Annotated in this window: 19 protein-coding genes; 16 read left to right on the plus strand and 3 right to left on the minus strand. The window is 67.2% G+C overall.

Annotation, left to right across the window (positions count from 1 at the left end):
* Position 1 precedes the first annotated feature (1 nt).
* Positions 2–715, minus strand: a complete 714-nt coding sequence (locus NFC73_RS00430) for a GntR family transcriptional regulator (protein ID WP_254746719.1) — start codon at positions 713–715, stop codon at positions 2–4.
* A gap of 201 nt (positions 716–916) precedes the next feature.
* On the opposite strand from NFC73_RS00430, the gene NFC73_RS00435 reads away from it, so the two are divergent.
* The 6 genes from NFC73_RS00435 (at position 917) to NFC73_RS00460 (ending at position 7,813) form a co-directional block, all read left to right on the plus strand.
* Positions 917–2,335 (plus strand): MFS transporter, encoded by a 1,419-nt coding sequence (locus NFC73_RS00435; RefSeq protein ID WP_254746720.1) that lies wholly within the window; start codon positions 917–919, stop codon positions 2,333–2,335.
* Positions 2,332–3,348, plus strand: coding sequence for an L-idonate 5-dehydrogenase (locus NFC73_RS00440; protein ID WP_254746721.1), 1,017 nt, complete (start codon positions 2,332–2,334; stop codon positions 3,346–3,348). The genes NFC73_RS00435 and NFC73_RS00440 overlap by 4 nt, the downstream gene beginning before the upstream one ends.
* A gap of 12 nt (positions 3,349–3,360) precedes the next feature.
* Positions 3,361–4,137: a demethylmenaquinone methyltransferase gene (locus tag NFC73_RS00445; RefSeq protein ID WP_254746722.1), complete on the plus strand. Its 777-nt coding sequence runs from the start codon at positions 3,361–3,363 to the stop codon at positions 4,135–4,137.
* 5 nt (positions 4,138–4,142) lie between these two features.
* On the plus strand, positions 4,143–5,474 hold the full coding sequence (locus NFC73_RS00450) for a geranylgeranyl reductase family protein (protein WP_254746724.1): 1,332 nt from the start codon (positions 4,143–4,145) through the stop codon (positions 5,472–5,474).
* Positions 5,471–6,571, plus strand: a complete 1,101-nt coding sequence (locus NFC73_RS00455; RefSeq protein ID WP_254746726.1) for a polyprenyl synthetase family protein — start codon at positions 5,471–5,473, stop codon at positions 6,569–6,571. The genes NFC73_RS00450 and NFC73_RS00455 overlap by 4 nt, the downstream gene beginning before the upstream one ends.
* A 402-nt stretch (positions 6,572–6,973) precedes the next feature.
* Complete coding sequence (locus NFC73_RS00460) at positions 6,974–7,813, plus strand: type IV toxin-antitoxin system AbiEi family antitoxin domain-containing protein (RefSeq protein WP_254746728.1); 840 nt, start codon at positions 6,974–6,976, stop codon at positions 7,811–7,813.
* 125 nt (positions 7,814–7,938) lie between these two features.
* On the opposite strand, the gene NFC73_RS00465 is transcribed toward NFC73_RS00460, so the two are convergent.
* Together NFC73_RS00465 and NFC73_RS00470 are read right to left on the minus strand one after the other, a co-directional pair.
* A complete protein-coding gene (locus NFC73_RS00465) occupies positions 7,939–8,367 on the minus strand; it encodes a hypothetical protein (RefSeq protein ID WP_056344779.1) in 429 nt (142 codons plus the stop codon).
* 13 nt (positions 8,368–8,380) lie between these two features.
* A complete protein-coding gene (locus NFC73_RS00470) occupies positions 8,381–9,091 on the minus strand; it encodes a trimeric intracellular cation channel family protein (RefSeq protein ID WP_254746730.1) in 711 nt (236 codons plus the stop codon).
* Between the two features lie 61 nt (positions 9,092–9,152).
* On the opposite strand from NFC73_RS00470, the gene NFC73_RS00475 reads away from it, so the two are divergent.
* The 10 genes from NFC73_RS00475 to NFC73_RS00520 all read left to right on the plus strand — a co-directional run bounded on the left by NFC73_RS00475 (position 9,153) and on the right by NFC73_RS00520 (position 19,827).
* Positions 9,153–9,887 carry a sirohydrochlorin chelatase gene (locus NFC73_RS00475; protein WP_254746732.1) on the plus strand — a complete coding sequence of 245 codons (735 nt, stop codon included), beginning with the start codon at positions 9,153–9,155 and terminating at the stop codon, positions 9,885–9,887.
* A gap of 143 nt (positions 9,888–10,030) precedes the next feature.
* A complete protein-coding gene (locus NFC73_RS00480) occupies positions 10,031–11,770 on the plus strand; it encodes a nitrite/sulfite reductase (RefSeq protein ID WP_254746735.1) in 1,740 nt (579 codons plus the stop codon).
* The gene (locus NFC73_RS00485; RefSeq protein WP_254746738.1) at positions 11,767–12,504 is read left to right on the plus strand and encodes a phosphoadenylyl-sulfate reductase; all 738 of its coding nucleotides are present in this window, start codon (positions 11,767–11,769) and stop codon (positions 12,502–12,504) included. Before NFC73_RS00480 ends, NFC73_RS00485 begins: the two co-directional genes overlap by 4 nt.
* Positions 12,501–13,448 (plus strand): sulfate adenylyltransferase subunit CysD, encoded by a 948-nt coding sequence (gene cysD / locus NFC73_RS00490; RefSeq protein WP_164205638.1) that lies wholly within the window; start codon positions 12,501–12,503, stop codon positions 13,446–13,448. Before NFC73_RS00485 ends, cysD begins: the two co-directional genes overlap by 4 nt.
* Positions 13,449–14,870 (plus strand): sulfate adenylyltransferase subunit 1, encoded by a 1,422-nt coding sequence (locus NFC73_RS00495; RefSeq protein ID WP_254746741.1) that lies wholly within the window; start codon positions 13,449–13,451, stop codon positions 14,868–14,870.
* A 110-nt stretch (positions 14,871–14,980) separates the two neighbouring features.
* Positions 14,981–16,147 carry an RtcB family protein gene (locus NFC73_RS00500; RefSeq protein ID WP_254746744.1) on the plus strand — a complete coding sequence of 389 codons (1,167 nt, stop codon included), beginning with the start codon at positions 14,981–14,983 and terminating at the stop codon, positions 16,145–16,147.
* A gap of 112 nt (positions 16,148–16,259) precedes the next feature.
* Positions 16,260–17,396, plus strand: coding sequence for an ABC transporter substrate-binding protein (locus tag NFC73_RS00505; protein WP_254747510.1), 1,137 nt, complete (start codon positions 16,260–16,262; stop codon positions 17,394–17,396).
* A gap of 37 nt (positions 17,397–17,433) precedes the next feature.
* A complete protein-coding gene (locus NFC73_RS00510; protein WP_254746747.1) occupies positions 17,434–18,159 on the plus strand; it encodes an ABC transporter ATP-binding protein in 726 nt (241 codons plus the stop codon).
* Positions 18,149–19,114, plus strand: coding sequence for an ABC transporter permease (locus NFC73_RS00515; protein ID WP_254746750.1), 966 nt, complete (start codon positions 18,149–18,151; stop codon positions 19,112–19,114). Before NFC73_RS00510 ends, NFC73_RS00515 begins: the two co-directional genes overlap by 11 nt.
* A gap of 263 nt (positions 19,115–19,377) precedes the next feature.
* A complete protein-coding gene (locus tag NFC73_RS00520) occupies positions 19,378–19,827 on the plus strand; it encodes an SRPBCC family protein (protein WP_254746753.1) in 450 nt (149 codons plus the stop codon).
* The last annotated feature ends 7 nt before the right edge of the window (positions 19,828–19,834 follow it).

A 19,834-nucleotide genomic window follows, 5' to 3' on the forward strand; every position in this document is an offset into this window, starting at 1 on the left:
GTCAGACCCGGGCCGGACGCCCCGTGCGTCGCTCGGTCACGGCGGGGGCGGAGAACAGGTCCGGCCGTGCGGCGCGCATGCTCGCGACGTCGTCCAGGATGAAGCGCAGGTGGCTGCGCAGCTCGTCTTCCGCGGCCGACAGGTCGCCGGCGAGGATCGCGTCCAGCACGCGTCGGTGGTCGGCCGCGTACTCCGTGATGCCGCGGTAGCCGCTGAGCCCCAGGTAGCGGGCGCGGTCCAGATGGCCTTTGGCGTTGGAGACGGTGGCCCAGGCTGTTTCGTGGCCGGCGATGGCCAGCAGGGTCCGGTGGAAGTCTTCGTCCAGCGGGTAGAACTCCTCCCGGGCGGTGCAGGCGTCCTGCCGGTCCAGGAGTTCGTAGAGCGCAGCTGCGTTTTCAGGGGTGATGTTGCGGGCGCAGTCAGCCAGCGACGCCACTTCAATGGCCTCGCGGATGAACTGGGCCTGCGCCACGATATCCGGGTCGAGGTAGGTCACGTAGGTGCCGCTCTGCGGCCGGATCTCCACGAGCCCTTCCTGGGCGATGAGCAACAGGGCCTCGCGGATGGGCTGGCGGCTGGTGCCCAGGTAGTGCGCCAGTTCGTTCTCGGAGAGGAGGGTCCCGGGCGCGTCCTCGCCGGAGATGATGCGCTCGCGGATCCGCGCATACGCCATCATCCGGGCGGAAATGCGCGGGGTGGTGTCAGGGGCGGCCATAACTCCACAGTAGCTGTGCCGCCTTGCCCGGGGTACTGCCTCCAGGGGAGCAGGGACGGGGCTGCGTCATCTGTTGACATACTGGTATGGCAGTGCTTGAATGGCAGCCGTTGTCCCGATGGAGGGACAAGACCAAGACGTCTGGCCATGCCGCATCGTTGACGCTGTGCATCCGGCTAGGCCCGTAGAACAGAGGGGTTCATGACGGCAACAATCCAGGTAGGCGCCACCCAGCGCACATCCAAAGACCTGATCAGGACGGCAGTATCCGGCTGGCTCGGAACCGCCATGGAATACATGGACTTCCAGCTCTATTCCCTCGCCGCCGCCATCATCTTCCCCAAAATCTTCTTCCCCAACTTCGACCCCGTAGTGGGCCTGCTGGTCGCCTTCATGACCTATGGCGTGGGCTTCCTGGCCCGCCCGGTGGGCGCCTGGTTCTTCGGCCGGATGGGTGACCGCGTGGGCCGCAAGAAGGTCCTGGTCATCACCATCATGATGATGGGCGTGTCCACCATGCTCATCGGCTTCCTGCCCGGCTACGCCCAGATCGGCCTCGCCGCGCCGATCATCCTGGTATTCCTCCGCCTCGCCCAGGGCTTCGGCGCCGGCGCGGAACTTTCCGGCGCATCGGTCATGCTGGCCGAATACGCCCCGCCCAAGAAGCGCGGCCTGATCGCCTCCTTCGTCTGCCTCGGGACCAACTCCGGCACCCTGCTGGCCTCCGGCCTGTGGGTCCTGCTGACGCTCCTGCCCGAGGAAGACCTCATGAGCTGGGGCTGGCGTCTGCCGTTCATCGCCAGCATCGGCATCACGCTGTACGCCCTCTGGATGCGCCGCAACCTCAAGGAAAGCCCCGTCTTCGAGGCCACCCGTAAGCAGGAAATCGCCGACGCCGCTGCTGCCGCCGCCTTCGCCGCTGAGCCCGGCACCGCCGTCGGGCAGTCCACCCCGGCGGCGACCGCCCCGGCCGCCACCGCCCCGGCCGCCACCGCCCCTGCCGTCAAGGCCAAGCGCAAGGGCAAGGCCTTCTTCCTGGCGATGGCCCTGCGGATCGGCGAATCCGGCAACTCGGCCATGATCCAGACGTTCCTCATCGGCTACATCGTCACGGGCTTGAGCATGGACAAGAGCGTGGGCACCTTCGCGCTGCTGATCGGCTCGTTCCTCGGCTTCGCCACGGTTCCGCTGGCCGGCTGGCTCTCCGACAAGCTCGGCCGCCGCAGCATGTACCGCGCCCTGTCCGGCTTCCAGATGATCTTCGCCATCCCGGCCCTTCTGATGATGCAGTCCCGCGATCCGTTCCTCGTCTCGCTGGCCCTGATCATCGGCCTGTCCGTCTCCGTGCTGGGCATGTTCTCGGTCCAGTCCGCCTACGTGAACGAACTCTTCGGCTCCCGCAACCGCTACACCCAGCTGGCTATGGCCAAGGAAATCGGTGGTGTGCTCTCCGGCGGCCTGGCTCCCATCATCGCTGCCGGCCTGCTGGCCCTGTTCACCAATTCCTGGTGGCCGGTGGCCGGGATGATGGTCCTCTACTCCGCCATCGCCTTTGTGGCCACCTTCTTCGCCCCGGAAACCAAGGGACGCGACCTGACCCTCGTGGAGGATGCAGTTTGAAAGCCGTAGTTGTCCATTCCGCCGGAGACCTGCGCCTTGAGGACCGTCCGGACCCGGACTGCCCGGCCGGCTCGGTGATCGTCGACGTCGAATACGGCGGGATCTGCGGCTCGGACCTGCACTACGTCACCCACGGCGCCTCCGGGCTGAGCATCCTGGCCGATCCCATGGTCCTGGGCCATGAGGTGGCCGGCCGGATCTCCCTTCTGGGTGATGGCGTGGAGGGCTTCGCAGTGGGCGACGCCGTGACCGTCCACCCGGCCGTGTACTGCGGCGACTGCACCGACTGTCTCGCCGGTCGCACCAACCTCTGCCCGCAGGTCACCTACTACGGCAGCGCCGCGCACCGGCCGCACACGGACGGCGCCTTCGCCTCCCGCAAGGCCGTCCCGGCGGGCCAGCTCCGGCGCCTGCCCGCAGGCGTCACCACCCGGCAGGCCGCCGTCGCCGAGCCGCTCGCGGTGGCGATCCACGCCGTCGGCCGGGCCGGCAGCCTCGCCGGCAAGGACGTTCTGGTCAACGGCGCCGGGCCCATCGGCGCGCTGCTGGTGGCCGCCGCCCGGCGCGCCGGCGCGGCCAGCGTCGTCGCCAGTGATCTCTCGGAGATTTCGCTGGCGATCGCCCAGCGGATGGGGGCCGACGGCGTTGTGCTGGTGGGGTCCGGCGCGCAGCTTCCCGAGGTGGATGTTGCGTTCGAGGCCTCCGGCGCTGCCCGCGCCCTGGGCGGTGTCCTCGCGGCCGTGCGCCGCGGCGGCACCGTGGTCCAGGTGGGCAACCTGCCGGCCGGGCCCGTGACGGCCGAGCTCGCCGCACTCGTTTTCCGGGAGATCGATTACCGCGGGACCTTCCGTTTCGCGGACGAGCTGGATGACGCCCTGGCGTACCTGGCGGACGGGCTGGATGTGGAGCCGCTGCTGACGCACACGTTCGACGCCGGTGACGTGGCCGAGGCGTTTGCCGTGGCTTCGGACCGAGGCACGGGCTCGTCGAAAGTCCTTCTCAAGTTTGTCTGAGACAATTGCATGGTGAACCGAGCATCCTTGGAAAAGCGTCCGGACGAAGTAGCCACGATGTTTGACGACGTCGCACCTAAGTACGACGTCGTCAACGATGTCCTCTCCATGGGGCAAACCCGCCGCTGGCGCAGGATCGTGGTGGATGCCATGGACATGAAGCGGGGCCAGCGGGTGCTGGACCTGGCCGCGGGAACCGGCACCTCCAGCGAGCCATATGCCGATGCAGGCATAGATGTCATCGCCTGCGATTTCTCCCTCGGCATGCTCAAGGTCGGCAAGCGCCGCCGCCCGGACATCAACTTCGTCGCCGGCGACGCCACCAACCTGCCGTTCGCGGACAACAGCTTCGACGCCAGCACCATTTCGTTCGGGCTGCGCAATGTCAACGAGCCCAAGAAGGCGCTGGCCGAGATGCTCCGCGTCACCAAGCCCGGCGGCAAGCTGGTCATCGCCGAGTTCTCCGCGCCCGTGGTCCCGCTGTGGCGCACCATGTACACGGAATACCTCATGCGTGCGCTGCCGGCCATCGCCGTGAAGGTGGCCTCCAACCCGGACGCCTACGTCTACCTCGCCGAGTCCATCCGCGCCTGGCCGGACCAGGACCACCTGGCCGCCTGGCTGCAGGAATCCGGCTGGGAAAAGGTCACGTACCGCAACCTGACCGGCGGGATCGTGGCCGTGCACCGTGCCACCAAGCCGCTGGAATCCACGCCGGAGGGCGCCGCGGAGGCCATCGCCGCGCACAAGGGCCCCGTGGCCAAGCTTCGCCGCAACATCGTCCGCTGAACGGCGTGAATGTTCTGATTGTCGGCGCGGGGCCAGCCGGCTCCACCGCCGCGTACTACCTTGCCAAGGCCGGCATCAGTGTGACCGTCCTGGAAAAAACCAGCTTCCCGCGCGAGAAGGTCTGCGGCGACGGCCTCACCCCGCGCGCCGTCCGCGAAATCCAGAAGCTCGGCCTGCCGCACCCTGAAGCGGACGGCTGGCGGAGGAACAAAGGCCTGCGCCTGATCGCCGGCGGCCGCACCATTGAGCTGCCCTGGCCCGAGGTTTCCGACTTCCCGCAGTACGGCCTCATCCGTACCCGGCTGGGCTTCGACGAGGAACTGGCCCGCCACGCCCAGGCCGCCGGTGCCGAAATCCTCGAGCGGCACAGCGTCACCGAAGCCCTGCGGTCTGAAGACGGCCGCGTGACCGGTGTCCGCGCAGCGCTCCTGGACGAGTCCGGGCGCAAGACGGGGGAGACACGCGAGTTCAGCGCCGACGTCGTACTCGCCGCGGACGGCAACTCCACCCGAACCGCGGTGTCGCTGGGCATCCACAAGCGCGACGACCGCCCTCTCGGCGTCGCCGTGCGCACCTATTTCACGTCCCCCCGGCACAACGACGACTGGATGGAAGGCTGGCTGGAGCTCCCCGGCCGCGACGGAAAGCTCCTCCCCGGCTACGGCTGGGTGTTCGGCGTCGGCGACGGCACCTCCAACGTGGGCCTGGGCATCCTGAACTCTTCCAAGGAATTCGGCAAGCTGGACTATAAGCAGGTCCTGCGCGAATGGACTGCCGGCATGCCCGCAGACTGGGGCTTCACCCCGGAGAACCAGGTGGGCGAAATCCGCGGCGCTGCTTTGCCCATGGGCTTCAACCGCACGCCGCACTATTCGCCCGGGCTCCTGCTCCTCGGCGACGCCGGCGGCATGGTCTCCCCGTTCAACGGCGAGGGCATCTCCTACGCGATGGAGTCCGCGCGGTTCGCGGCGGAGTTCATCATTGACGCGTCCTCGCGCTCATATGCCGCGGGCGGAATGTACGACGCCGATGCGCACCTTTCCGGCTACGCGGACTATGTTCGGGGCCAGTGGGGATCGCACTTCACGCTGGGCAGGGCATTTGCCGCGCTGATCGGAAAGCCCGCCGTCATGAAGCTCGCGCTGCGGACCGGGATGCCCATTCCCGTGCTGATGCGCTTTGTGGTGCGGCTGCTCGCAAACCTGACCGACCCGGCCGCGAAAGGCTTCGAGGACCGGGCCATCCGCGTCCTGGAGTCGCTGGTTCCGGCCACATCCAATACACCGTCGGCCTCGAATCAGCGGTATCCGCAACCTAAAGTTAGGGTTAACCCGTGACTAACTCCGCAGACCACAGCTGGACGCACGCCGGGCACGGCCTGCCGGACTCCGAACCCAGCCTTAATACCACCGCCATTGCCACGGGACTTCAGCTGCCCGCAGGCTTCGCGGCGATCGCGGAGGACGCCGAACTGGGCCCCGCCATCACCAACAACCTGGCGCGGGTGGAAAAGAAGCTGCGCGAAGCCATTGCCAACTCGGACCCCCTGGCTGACGCAACGTCGCGTCACCTCGTGGAAGCCGGCGGCAAGCGCATCCGCCCCTTGCTGACGTTGCTGTGCGCCCACCTCGGCGACGCCTCACTGCCCGCCGTAGTGCAGGCGGCCGTTGTGGTCGAGCTGACCCACCTCGCAACGCTGTACCACGACGACGTCATGGATTCCGCGCCGTTCCGCCGCGGGGCCCCCACGGCCCACGAGGTCTGGGGAAACTCCGTGGCGGTCCTCACCGGCGACCTCATCTTCGCCCGGGCCTCCATCCTGGTGTCCGAGCTCGGCTCGCGGGCGCTGGGCATCCAGGCCCGGACGTTCGAGCGGCTGTGCCTGGGCCAGCTGCACGAGACAGTAGGCCCGCGCCCGGACGAGGATCCGGTGGAGCACTACCTGTCCGTCATCGCGGACAAGACCGGTTCCCTGGTTGCCGCGTCCGGCCAGCTGGGTGCCATCTTCGCCGGCGCCGATCCCACCTACGAGGACGTCCTGGTGGAATACGGCGAGAAGGTGGGCGTGGCCTTCCAGCTCGCCGACGACGTCATCGATGTCACCGGCGTCAAGGTGAAGTCCGGCAAGTCACCGGGCACCGACCTCCGCGAAGGGGTGCCCACGCTGCCCGTCCTGCTCCTGCGGCGGGCCGCAGTGAATGGAGACCCGTCCGCCGTCGAACTCTTGAAGCTGATTGACGGCGACCTGACGTCCGACGACGCCCTGGCCGCCGCCGTGGCAGGGCTCCGCGAGCACCCCGTCACCGCTGAGTCCTGGGTGGTGGCCCGCCGCTGGGCCGACGAAGCCATTGCCGCACTGGCGCCGCTTCCCGAGGGTGTTGTGAAGTCCTCGCTGTCCAACTTCGCCCTGGCTGTGGTGGACCGCGCCAGCTGATTCTCTTTGTTTTGCAGCGGGGCCTCGGCGGGGCGAACCTTGCCGGGGCCCTCGCTGTTTGCCTGGGGGAGTCCGTTAAATGCAATAGCCCCGGTTCTCAGCAACGAAACGAATCACACGTTGCGTCGAACCGGGGCTATATCTCCGTTCGCATCAGACCCGCCGGAGGCGTTTAGCGGATCCGTGAACAGTCTATGACAGGTTTGTCACAAGATGCAAACCTGCTGTTACTGCGTGTGTCACAGGCTACTTCGTCCTTCGTGGGGCACATTGGTTCGCAGCAAGCGCCTTCCGGGCTGGAGAGACGGCGTGTCCGTGTCGAAGTGCCCCACGACGGCTGAGTTGTCCACATGCGGCACCTTGGGTCTGCCCTTTGCTGCAGTCCACGTGCACCGTGGAACGATGGATATTGAGACTTTTCTCGGCGCGCGGGCAGGCGTAGCCCGGGCCTCGACGCTCCGAGAGGCCGGATTTTCCCGAACTTCCCTCGACAAAGCACTGGCGGCCGGGCGAATTGTGCGGATCCGGCGAGGCATCTACAGCGCGCCCCGTGAGGCAGGCGTGTTAGCCCTGGCGCTGCAGCACAACGCCCTGCTGACGTGCTTGTCGGCCGCCCCCACGTACCGGCTGTGGACGCTTCATGAACCAAGTTCCGTGCACCTCAGTCCAGGGCATAGGAGGACACCGCCGGGGACGCTGACCCACGGCCGATGCCTGCACCCGTCCCACTCATGGCTGCCGGTGGCAGGCCTGGCCGACGTCCTGATTCATGCGCTGCGTTGCTTACCCGAAGTGGAATCGCTGGTCATGGTGCAGTGCGCAGCCCAGAGTGGCGACATCAGCCTGGACTTCCTGCGGCGGAAGCTCCCCGGCAACCGCAACGCCCGCGCCAGGTCCGTTTTGGACTACGTGATCCCTCGGGCGGATTCCATCCTGGAGGTGTTGGCCGACTACCACTTCCGGCGGGCGGGGCTCCATGTCCGCAGGCATGTGGAGCTTCCCGGCGTGGGCGAGGTGGACTTCCTTATCGAGGAGTGTGTCGTGGTGGAAACTGACGGCGACACTCATCTGGAGCCCGGGCAGGTTAAAAGGGACCGCAAGCGCAACAACGCCACCCTCATCGGTGGTCGTCTTGGCCTGAGGTTCGGCTATGACGACGTTGTCTATCACCCTGAGCGGATGGTGGGCCAGGTGTTGGCAGTACTGGAGCAGGCGCGGCAGGGGGCATTCGGTGCGAGGTGAGTCGCGCCGTCGTGGGGCACTTTGGGCGACGTAACCCGAGTAGACCGGCTCAGCGGGCGGCGTGTCTGTGTCGGAGTGCCCCGTTTCGGCCGGACAGGGCCCGCGCGGGCAGGCCGGGGAGGACCCTAGTTTTCTTCCTCGTCGTTGAAGGCCCATTCGAACATGTCGAAGACGAACTCCGAGAAGGTGCCTTCTTCGCTCTTCCACTGGCCACGGGCGTTGTTGCGGCGGTACACGATGGGGTCCGGGATGCCGAGGTCGCCTACACGGAAGCCCCAGGTGAACTGTTCTTCCTCGTCCTCGAGGAACATCAGGAAGCCTTCGTCATCCACTTCCAGCTCTTCGGGATCCCAGAAGTAGTGGTAGGCCTCCATGATGTCCTCACAGCCGCCCACCGCCAGGTAAAACTCTCGCAGGACCAGGGGAACCTGGAACTGGTGTTCGGCGAGGGCCGCGTCCAGTTCGTCCGCAGGCAGGCCGTCCTCTTCCTGCCATTCGTCCTCGAGATAGGTCGGAACAAGCGCGCGGAACTTCTCGAGGAACATGTCAGTCATGCTCATATCCTAGCTAACTGCGGCCTGCTCCCGAGCCGCTGCCGAACCCGCCACCGGGGCTCCCGCCGCCGGAGCCCCTCCGGTGCAGTCCGTGGACGGCGAGCGGAACATACCAGGACCGGCGCCAGGCAACCACGCGGAAAGCGAATACCACGGCCGCCACCACGCACGCCGTCAGCACGTTGAATGCCCCGGTGACCCACAGCAGCGCGGTCAAAGCCGCCCCGCTGAAGGCCGGCAGCGCGTAGAGGTCGCGGGGGTTGAACAGCTGGGGTACCTCGTTCGCGGTGATGTCCCGCAGCAGGCCGCCGCCCACGGCCGTGGTCACGCCGAGCAGTATGGCGGCCACCGGATTCATCCCCAGGGTGAGGGCCTTCAGCGTTCCGGTGATGCAGAACAGGGCCAGCCCGCCGGCGTCGAACAGCACCAGCAGCGAGGTGTACCGCTGCACGCTGGAGTACAGGAAATACACCAGGACGGTGGCCAGCACCGGGGGTACCAGGTAGGCGGGGTTGGAGAAGGCCGCCGGCGTGGTGTTGAGGATGATGTCGCGGATGACGCCGCCGCCGAGGGAAACCAGGGATGCCAGCAGCAGCGACCCCACCAGGTCGAACTGTTTCCGTGCCGCCAACAACGACCCGGAGACGGCGAAGAAGAAGACTCCGGCCAGGTCCAGCCACACCAGGTCGATGCCGAACGGCAACGTGTCGAACGGCAAAGTCATGTGGCGTCCCGGCGGTTTCATGGTGGGCGGACAGGGCGGCTCCAACGTTACGCTAGCCCCTATGAACAACCCGATCATGATCGCCTGCGCCCACGGGACGTCCAGCACTCAAGGCGCCGCGGAGGTCAACGCCCTGCGCGCAGCCATCGCTGCCCTGCGCCCGGGCCTTGACGTTCGCGAGGCCTACGTGGACGTCCAGCAGCCGGACCTCGTGGACGTGGTGGCAGGCCTGCCCGAAGAGGACATGGCCGTCGTCGTGCCGTTGCTGCTGAGCGTCGGATATCACGTCAAGGTGGACATCGCCCGGGCTGTGAAAAGCCGGCCGGGCAGCCTCGCCGCAGCACCGCTCGGCCCTGACCCGCGGCTCGCCGCCCTGCTGGACCAGCGCCTCCGGGAGGCCGGGGTAACGGACCGTGACGCGATTGTCCTCGCCGCCGCAGGGTCCTCCAATCCCAACGCCGCCGTCAGCGTGGAAGAGCTCGCCGACCAGCTCAGGGCGCTGCGCCGCAACCGGATTCTGCCCGCGTATGGTGCCTCTGCGAAGCCGTCCGTGCCCGACGCCGTCGCCATTCTTCGGCTGGAACTGGCCGGGGGCGCCGGGGCGGGGGAGTCCGCGGGGGCAGTGGACGACGGCGGCCGCGTGGTGATTGCCTCCTACCTCCTCGCGCCGGGGTTCTTCCACGACCAGCTGGCCAAAGCCGGTGCCGATCTCGTGACGGAACCACTGCTGCCGTCGCCGGTCCTCGCCGAGATCGCGCTGGAACGGTTCGACGCCGCCGTCGTGCACGGTCAATAGCCGCCCCGCCCGGGAACCCGGAACCAAGCACAGCGGGCGCCCTTCTTCAAGGCTCTCCGGCGGTTCGTGACGAATTGTTTCCCTAGGTGACCTCCCGTTTCCGGACCTTTGTGACGCGCTTCGGCGGCACCTACAGTCGATGCATGACTGATACAGCTCTAGCCGGAGCGTCCGTGGACCCCGCCAAGCGCCCCGCGCGTGCCTCCCGCCCCGCTGCAAAGCCGCACGGGCAGTGGAAAGTGGACGGCAAAACCCCGCTGAACGCCAACGAAACCTGGAAACAGGAAGACGACGGCCTCAATGTGCGTGAGCGTATCGAGACCATCTACTCCAAGGACGGCTTCGACGCCATCCCCAGCCAGGACCTCCACGGCCGCTTCCGCTGGTGGGGCCTGTACACCCAGCGCAAGCCCGGGATCGACGGCGGCAAGACCGCCACGCTCGAGCCGCACGAGCTCGAAGACAAGTACTTCATGCTCCGCGTCAGGATCGACGGCGGTGCCCTGACCACCGAGCAGCTGCGCGTCATCGGCCAGATTTCCGTTGACTTCGGCCGGGATTCCGCCGACCTCACGGACCGCCAGAACATCCAGCTGCACTGGATCCGCGTGGAGGACATCCCCGAGATCTGGACCCGGCTTGAGGGTGTTGGCCTGTCCACCACCGAGGCCTGCGGCGACGTGCCCCGAGTCATTCTGGGCTCGCCCGTGGCCGGCATCGCCAAGGACGAGATCATCGACCCCACCCCGCTCATCGCGGAGCTGGGCGAGCGTTTCATCGGCAACCCGCTGCTGTCCAACCTGCCGCGCAAGTACAAGACCGCCATCACCGGCCACCCCAGCCAGGACGTGGTCCACGAGATCAACGACTTCGCCCTGGTGGGCGTCCGCCACCCCGAGCTGGGTGTCGGCTACGACCTTTGGGCCGGCGGCGCGCTGTCCACCAACCCGATGCTCGGCAAGCGGCTCGGTGCCTTCGTGAAGCCCGAGGAAGCCGCCGAAGTCTGGCTCGGCGTCACCAGCATCTTCCGCGACTACGGCTACCGCCGCATGCGCACCAAGGCCCGCCTGAAGTTCCTGATGGCCGATTGGGGTCCGGAGAAGTTCCGCCAGATCCTCGAGGACGAGTACCTTGGCTACAAGCTGGCCGACGGTCCGGCCGCGCCCAAGCCCACCACCCCGGGCGACCACATCGGCGTGCATGAGCAGAAGGACGGCAAGTTCTTCATCGGCGCCACCCCGCTGGCCGGCCGTCTGTCCGGCGCCCAGCTGATCAAGCTCGCGGACACCCTCGAGGCCCGCGGCTCCTACCGCCTGCGCACTACCCCGCACCAGAAACTCGTGGTGCTGGACGTTGCCAAGGACCACGTGGAACCGCTGGTTGCCGAGCTGGACGCCCTGGGCCTCTCCGCACGCCCGTCCGTGTTCCGCCGCGGCACCATCGCCTGCACCGGCATCGAATACTGCAAGCTGGCCATCGTCGAAACCAAGGTCACGGCCGCCACCGCCGTCGCTGACCTGGAACGCCGCCTCGCGGACCTCGCGGAGTCCGGCGAACTGCCGCACGCGCTGTCCCTGCACATCAACGGCTGCCCCAACTCCTGCGCCCGCATCCAGACCGCGGACATCGGCCTGAAGGGCATGATGCTGCCAACGCCCGACGGCGACCCCTCCCCGGGTTTCCAGGTCCACCTGGGCGGCGGGCTGGCTTCCAACAGCCGGGAAGAGGCTGGTTTAGGACGCACCGTCCGCGGCCTGAAGGTGTACGTCGAGGACCTGCCGGACTACGTGGAACGCGTCGTCCGCACGTTCGTGGCCCAGCGTTCCGAAGGCCAGACCTTCGCCGAATGGGCCCACGCAGCAGACGAGGAGGCCCTCCAGTGAGCAACACTCAGCCGGTGGCGGCGCCTGCCGCCAACCTCCGCACCCACGACGAGCTCAAGGCCATCGCCGAATCCGGCGCCGCCGAGCTCGGCTGGGACGCCCCCGCCCGCGACGTGATCGCCTGGGTGGAGCGCAACTTCGACCTGTCCGCGGTTGCCGTCGCGTGCTCCATGGCCGACGCGGTCCTGCCGGCGCTGGTCGCCGACCAGATGCCCGGCGTCGACGTCCTGTTCCTGGAGACCGGCTACCACTTCCCGGAAACCTACGCCACGCGTGACGAGGTGGCCGCGAACCTCCGCGTCAACGTGGTGGACGTCCTTCCCGAGAACACCGTGGAACAGCAGGACCGGCTCCTGGGCAAGGATCTGTTTGCCCGCGACGCCGCCCAGTGCTGCGCCCTCCGCAAGGTGGCCCCGCTGCGCCGCACCCTGGCCGGTTACGAACTCTGGTTCACCGGCGTCCGCCGCGACGAAGCCCGCACCCGGACGAACACCCCGCTGGTGACCTGGGACGAGGTCAACGGCCTGGTCAAGGTCAACCCGGTGGCCGCGTGGACGTTCGACCAGCTGGTCCAGTACTCCGATGACAACCTCCTGCCCGTCAACCCGCTGCTTTCCCAGGGTTACCCCTCCATCGGCTGCCAGCCCTGCACCCGTAAGGTGGCGCCCGGCGACGACCCCCGCGCCGGCCGCTGGGCAGGCACCGACAAGACAGAATGCGGACTACACGTATGAGCACTTTCCTAACTGAGGAGACCACCCAGGTGACTGAAGCCGCCGTATCCACGCGCCTCTCCAGCCTGGACGCCCTTGAGTCCGAAGCGATCCATATCATCCGCGAAGTCGTGGCCGAGTTCGAGAAGCCCGCGCTGCTGTTCTCCGGCGGCAAGGACTCCGTGGTGATGCTGCACCTGGCCACCAAGGCCTTCTGGCCGGGCAAGGTCCCGTTTCCCGTGCTGCACGTGGATACCGGCCACAACTTCCCCGAGGTCATCGACTTCCGCGACCGCACGGTGGAGCGCCTGGGCCTGAAGCTGGTGGTGGGCTCCGTCCAGGAGTTCATCGACCGCGGCGAACTCGCCGAGCGCGCCGACGGCACCCGCAACCCGCTGCAGACGGTCCCCCTGCTGGACGCCATCCAGCAGAACAAGTTCGACGCCGTCTTCGGCGGCGGCCGCCGCGACGAGGACAAGGCCCGCGCCAAGGAGCGCATCCTGAGCCTCCGCGACGAGTTCGGCCAGTGGGACCCGCGCAACCAGCGCCCCGAACTGTGGAACCTCTACAACGGCCGCCACACTGTGGGCCAGCATGTCCGCGCGTTCCCCATCAGCAACTGGACGGAGCTGGACATCTGGCGCTACATCGAGCGTGAGAACATCGAGCTGCCGGGCCTGTACTACGCCCACGACCGCGAAGTGTTTGCCCGTGACGGCATGTGGCGTGCGGTGGGCGAGGTTTCCCAGCCGCTGCCGCACGAGGAAGTCATCACCAAGACGGTCCGCTACCGCACCGTGGGAGACATGTCCTGCACCGGTGCGGTCGAATCGGCCGCAGCCACCGTGAGCGACGTTGTGATCGAAGTTGCCGCCTCCACCATCACCGAACGTGGTGCCACCCGTGCAGATGACCGCATCTCCGAGGCAGCCATGGAAGACCGCAAGAAGGATGGTTACTTCTAAATGAGCACCGACACCTTGGCCGCCGAGCTGGAAACAGCCCTGCCCACCACCCTTTTCCGTTTCGCCACCGCCGGATCGGTCGACGACGGGAAGTCCACTTTGGTGGGCCGCCTCCTGCACGACTCCAAGGCGATTCTTGCCGACACGCTCGACGCCGTTGCCCGCACCTCCGCGGACCGCGGATTTGGCGGCGCGGCAGGCGGCATCGACCTGGCCCTCCTGACCGACGGCCTGCGCGCCGAGCGCGAGCAAGGCATCACCATCGACGTGGCCTACCGCTACTTCGCCACAGACCAGCGCAGCTTCATCCTGGCCGACTGCCCCGGGCACGTCCAGTACACCAAAAACACGGTGACGGGCGCGTCCACGGCGGATGCCGTCGTCGTACTCATTGACGCCCGCAAGGGTGTCCTGGAGCAGACGCGCCGGCACCTGTCCGTGCTGCAGCTGCTGCGGGTGGCGCACGTGATTGTGGCCGTCAACAAGATCGACCTGGTGGACTTCAGCGAGTCCGTTTTCCGTGAGATCCAGGCCGATGTGCAGCAGGTGGCCCGTGAGCTGGGCATCGGCTCCGCCGAGCTGGGCAGCGCGGACCACATCGATGACCTGCTGGTGATCCCGGTGTCCGCCCTCGACGGCGACAACGTGGTGGACCGGTCCGAACGCACCCCCTGGTACGACGGCCCGGCCCTGCTGGAGGTCCTCGAGACCCTGCCGGCCGCCGACGAGATCGACACTCAGCTGGAGAGCTTCCGTTTCCCCGTACAGCTGGTCATCCGGCCGCAGGGTGCACTGGCTCCCGACGCCGTGGCCGGTGGCCTGGACGTGGAGGCCTACCGTGACTACCGTGCGTATGCGGGCCAGATCACCGAGGGATCCGTGAAGGTGGGGGACAAGGTGTCCGTGCTGACCCCCGGCCAGGCTCCGCGCACCACCACGGTGACCGGTATCGACTTCGCCGGTGAGTCGCTGGAGGAAGCGTTCGCCCCGCAGTCGGTGGCGATCCGGTTGGCAGATGAGTTCGACGTCGCCCGTGGTGACACGATCGCCGCCGCCGGCACTGTCCGCGAGTCCACCGCCGACCTGTACGCCGCGCTGTGCTGGCTGTCGCCGAAGCCGCTGCGTGAAGGTGCCAAGGTGTTGGTCAAACACGGCACCCGCACCGTCCAGGCGCTGGTCCGCAGCGTCAGCGGCAAGCTGGACCTGGCCACGTTCAAGCTCGAGGGCGCGTCCAGCCTGGAGCTCAACGACATCGGCCACGCACAGCTCCGGCTCGCCGCGCCGCTGCCGCTGGAGAACTACCTGCACCACCGCCGCACCGGCGCATTCCTGGTGATCGACCCGCTGGACGGCAACACGCTGGCCGCGGGCCTGGTCAAGGACCACCCGGGCGACCATGAGGATGAGCGCTACTCCATCTGAGTTTCTGCCGAAACCGCGGCTTGTTCGCAGATCCTGGCCTTCACGGGCCGGTTTTGCGAACAAGCCGCGGTTTCGTCGTTTCCGTATCCTTAACAGTGGGAGGCGACGCGGTGGAGACCATGAACAGCAAGCTCATCAGCTGGGCCTCGATCCTTGACGCCAAGACCCGCGAGCAGGCGCTGGCCACGTCCACGCTGCCGTTCATCTACCCGCACCTGGCCCTGATGCCGGACGCGCACCTGGGCAAGGGCGCCACCGTGGGCTCGGTGATTCCCACCCTGCGCGCGATCATCCCGGCCGCGGTCGGTGTGGACATCGGCTGCGGCATGATCGCCGTGCGGACCCAGTACTCGGTCAAGGACCTGCCCAAGGACCGCAAACGGCTGCGCGAGGACATCGAACGGGCCATTCCGTTGTCCGCCGGGCATAACAACAGGAGCATCCAGCACACTGCCGAACCGCGCCTTGCCGAGCTCCGGAAGCTGGCGGCCAAGGCCGGCTTCAACCCGGCCCAGTACGTCGAAAAGTGGGAGCTTCAGCTGGGCTCGCTGGGCTCCGGCAACCACTTCATCGAGATTTCCGCCGACGAGACCGACGCCGTCTGGCTGTTCCTGCACTCGGGCTCGCGGGGCGTGGGCAACAAGATCGCGCAGCACCACATCGGCGTCGCCCAGCAGGTGACCCGGAAGCGCGGGACCAGGCTGCCCGACGCGGACCTCGCCTACCTGGAGGAGGGTACCAGCGAGTTCGTCCGCTACATCAAGGAACTCCGCTGGGCGCAACATTTCGCCCTCCTGAACCGCGAGGAAATGATGGACCGCGTCATTACTCAGTTCGGGCACTGGGTGGGCGGCCATGTCACGGAGCGCGAGCGGATCAACTGCCACCACAACTTCACCCAGCAGGAGACGCATTACGGCAAGTCCGTGTGGGTATCGCGGAAGGGGGCGATCAGAGCCGAGCACGGCGATCCGGGACTTATCCCCGGGTCCATGGGGACGGCGTCGTACGTGGTTGAGGGGCTGGGGAACCCCGTCTCGCTGAACTCTTCCCCGCACGGGGCCGGCCGCGAGTACTCCCGGACGGCTGCCCGCAAAACGTTCTCGCTGGCCGAGCTGAAGACGGCCATGCAGGGCATTGAGTTCCGGGCCACCGAGGCGTTCATCGACGAAATTCCGGCGGCGTACAAGCCCATCGATGTGGTGATGAGGGACGCTGCTGACTTGGTCAGGGTGCGGCACAAACTGCGGCAGCTGATCAACGTCAAGGGGGACTGAGCCGGGCCCGGAATGTGACGTAGCATGAACCCGCGTGACCCCCCGTTTCTGCTTCATTGAATGGGTTTAGGTCACTCCCTATGGTGAAACAATGACTAGTTCCAAGCCCGGGATGACCCGCATCGTGGCAGGCGAAAGCGCCGTACCCAAGCGCAAGCGCGCCATCGAGGCGGCCCTGGCCATCGTGCTGGTCTTCCTGATCGCCGCCGGCGCGGTGGTGGCGTCGTCCATTTCCCGTAATACGGCGGCAGAAGCATCCATACCCGCGCCCACTCCGGCTGCAGAACTGAAGCTGGGCTACTTCGGAAACCTGACCCATGCCCCCGCCCTGGTGGGCGTGAAACAGGGGATCTTCGCCCGGCATCTGGGCAACACCAAGCTCAGCACCGAAACTTTCAACGCCGGGCCTGCCGCGATCGAGGCTCTGAACGCCGGCGCGATCGACGCCGCATACATCGGCCCAAATCCCGCGATCAACTCGTTTGTCAAGAGCGAGGGGGAGTCCGTGAGCGTCATCGCGGGCGCCGCCGCAGGTGGGGCGCAGCTGGTGGTGCGTCCCGAGATCACCTCCGCCGCGGACCTCAAGGGCAAGACCTTGGCCTCGCCGCAGCTCGGCGGCACTCAGGACGTGGCGCTCCGCGCGTGGCTCGGCTCGCAGGGCTACAAAACGAACGTGGACGGCAGCGGCGACGTTTCAATTAACCCCACGGAAAACGCCCAGACACTGAAACTGTTCCAGGACGGAAAGCTCGACGGCGCGTGGTTGCCTGAGCCGTGGGCGTCCCGTTTGGTGCTCCAGGCGGGAGCCAAGGTCCTGGTGGACGAAAAGGACCTCTGGGACGGCTCGCTCTCCGGCAAGGCCGGCGAGTTCCCCACCACCATTCTGATCGTGAACAAGAAATTTGCCGCCGCGCACCCGGACACAGTGAAAGCCTTGCTGCGCGGCCACGTGGAGTCCGTGGCCTGGCTGAATGGCGCGCCTGCAGCAGAGAAAACAAGCGTCATCAACGGCGCCCTGCAGGAATCGGCAGGCGCGGCGCTTCCCGCCGATGTCCTTGACCGTGCCCTGCAGACCGTGGTGTTCACGGTGGATCCGCTCGCGGGAACCTACCCCAAGCTCCTCGAAGACGGTGTGAAAGCCGGCACCACCAAGCAGGCGGACATCACCGGTTTGTTCGACCTCCGTGCCCTGAACGAAGTCACCGGGACCGCCGAGCGGGCCTCAGCGGCTGGCCTTGGCCAGGACTGACCGCCACTTACCGCACCAACTACTTAAGGACGGGACCATGCCAGTCGTACTGGAAAACCTGGGCAAGCGCTTTGGCGACGGCGCCCCGGTGCTGGACGACGTCAACGCCAATATCGGCGCGGGCGAATTCGTAGCCCTCCTCGGTGCGTCCGGCTGCGGCAAATCCACCCTGCTGAACATCATGGCGGGCCTGGAGGTTCCGACGTCGGGCGCCCTCGAAGTGCCCAGCGACGGGGCGGCCTTTATGTTCCAGGACGCCGCCCTTTTCCCCTGGCTGACGGCGCGGGAAAACATCGAGCTGGCCCTGAAGCTGCGCGGTGTTGGAAAGACTGAACGCCGGATCAAGGCCGATGAGCTGCTCGAGCTCGTGCACCTCGGCGAGGCCGGGGACAAGCGCCCGCACGAGCTGTCCGGCGGCATGCGCCAGCGCGTGGCACTGGCCCGTGCCCTGTCGCAGGACCGGCAGCTGCTGCTGATGGATGAGCCGTTTGCCGCCCTGGACGCCATCACCCGCGACCTCCTGCACGACGAGCTGGAACGCATCTGGAAGGAAACCGGGCGCACCATCGTTTTTGTCACCCACAACGTCCGCGAGGCCGTGCGGCTGGGCCAGCGTGTGCTGCTGCTGTCATCCCGCCCCGGCCGCGTGGTCCAGGAGTGGGCCGTCACTGAGGAACACCGAACCGACGCCGGCCTCGCCGGACAGCTGACCGGGGTCATCACCGCCCGGCTGCGGGAGGAGATTCGCCGCCATGCCAAATAACCCCACGCCCCTCGCCGAGACCGAACCGGTGGCCGAGCCTCTTGAGAACAAGCCGGAAACCCGCAAAGTCCACGCTGCCCTGACCCGCACTTCCACCGGGCATGAGGACCTGCGCGAGCTCGAGGCCGGGCTGGATTCGCTCCAGTCCGACGCCGCGCGCAAGAACCGGATCGACTGGAGCCGGGTGCTCCTGCCCGTCGCGGCCCTGGTGGTCCTTGTCCTGGTCTGGCAGTTCTACGTCTCCCTGGGCGTCAAACGCCGCGACCTGGTTCCCGGTCCGCTGGACGTGCTGGGCCAGATCGGTGTGCTTTGGGGCGAGGCCAAGCTGCAGGAAGCGGTGTGGACCTCGCTGCAGCGCGGGCTGGTCGGGTTCCTGATCAGCGTTACCATCGCCACGCCGGTGGGGCTGCTGCTGGCCCAGGTTGCGCCGCTGCGCCGTGCCTTCGGGCCGCTGATTTCCGGCCTTCAGGTGCTGCCGTCCGTAGCCTGGGTGCCCGCAGCCATCATCTGGTTCGGCCTCACTGATGCCACCGTCTACTTCGTGGTGTTCATGGGTGCGATCCCGTCCATCATCAACGGGCTGATCTCCGGCGTGGACCAGATCCCGCCGCAGTACCGCCGCGTCGGCACGGTCCTGGGTGCCAACCGTTTCCAGATGGCCGTGCAAATCATCCTGCCTGCCGCATTGCCTGGCTACCTCAGCGGGCTCAAACAGGGCTGGGCATTCTCCTGGCGGTCGCTCATGGCCGCGGAAATCATCGCCGTGGGCGGCACCATCGGCTTCGGCCTCGGCTCACTGCTTGACCAAGGCCGGGTCCTGTCCGACATGACGGTTGTCATGGCCGCGATCCTGCTGATCCTGGCCGTCGGCATCCTGATCGAACTGCTGGTGTTCGCCCCGATTGAAAAGCGCCTCCTCCGCAGCCGCGGCCTGCTCGCCGGCAGCACCCGCTGACCCTCCCTCCAACGCGGGGTCAGATCCGGCCCAATAACCACCGTCTATTGGGCCGGATCTGACCCCGCGTTGGTTGTTAGTGCCCAGCAGAGCCCGACGGCGAGTCCCGGCGTCGGGCTCTGCTGTCTGTTGGTGCGACCCGCCGAAGTGGGGCACTTTGACACGGACACGCCGCGGTCCGGGATGGTCTGCGCCCAAATCCCGGCCAATGTGCCCCACGACGGCGATCGGCTGGGCTGGACGGACTCTGGCAGACTGGCGCCATGACTGTCAGCTTCGTGTGCCGCACGGCGTCCGCCCTCCCGCGGGAGCGCCTGTTCGATCTCGCACGCAGTATTGAAACGCACCTAGATTCCCAGAAAGTCGCCGGTGAACGCGCCGTAGGCGGGGTCACGTCAGGCCTGATCGGCGAGGGCCAGGAAGTGACCTGGCAGGCCCGGCATTTCGGCGTCCCGCTGAGGATGACCAGCCGCATCACCGCCCTGGACTTCCCCGGCAGCTTCACGGACGAGCAGGTCAGGGGCCCGTTCAAATCCTTCCGCCACGTCCACGAGTTTGAGGCCACGGCCACCGGCAGCATCATGACGGACCGGGTGGAGTTCGCGGCTCCGTTCGGGATCCTGGGCCGGCTGGTGGAGGCACTGGTCCTGCGCCACTACCTGCAGCGGCTGATCATCAACCGCGGCCGGTTCGTGGCCGGCATTGAAGAATAGACCGCAA

This window comes from Pseudarthrobacter humi, assembly GCF_024294965.1.
Lineage (GTDB): Bacteria > Actinomycetota > Actinomycetes > Actinomycetales > Micrococcaceae > Arthrobacter > Arthrobacter humi.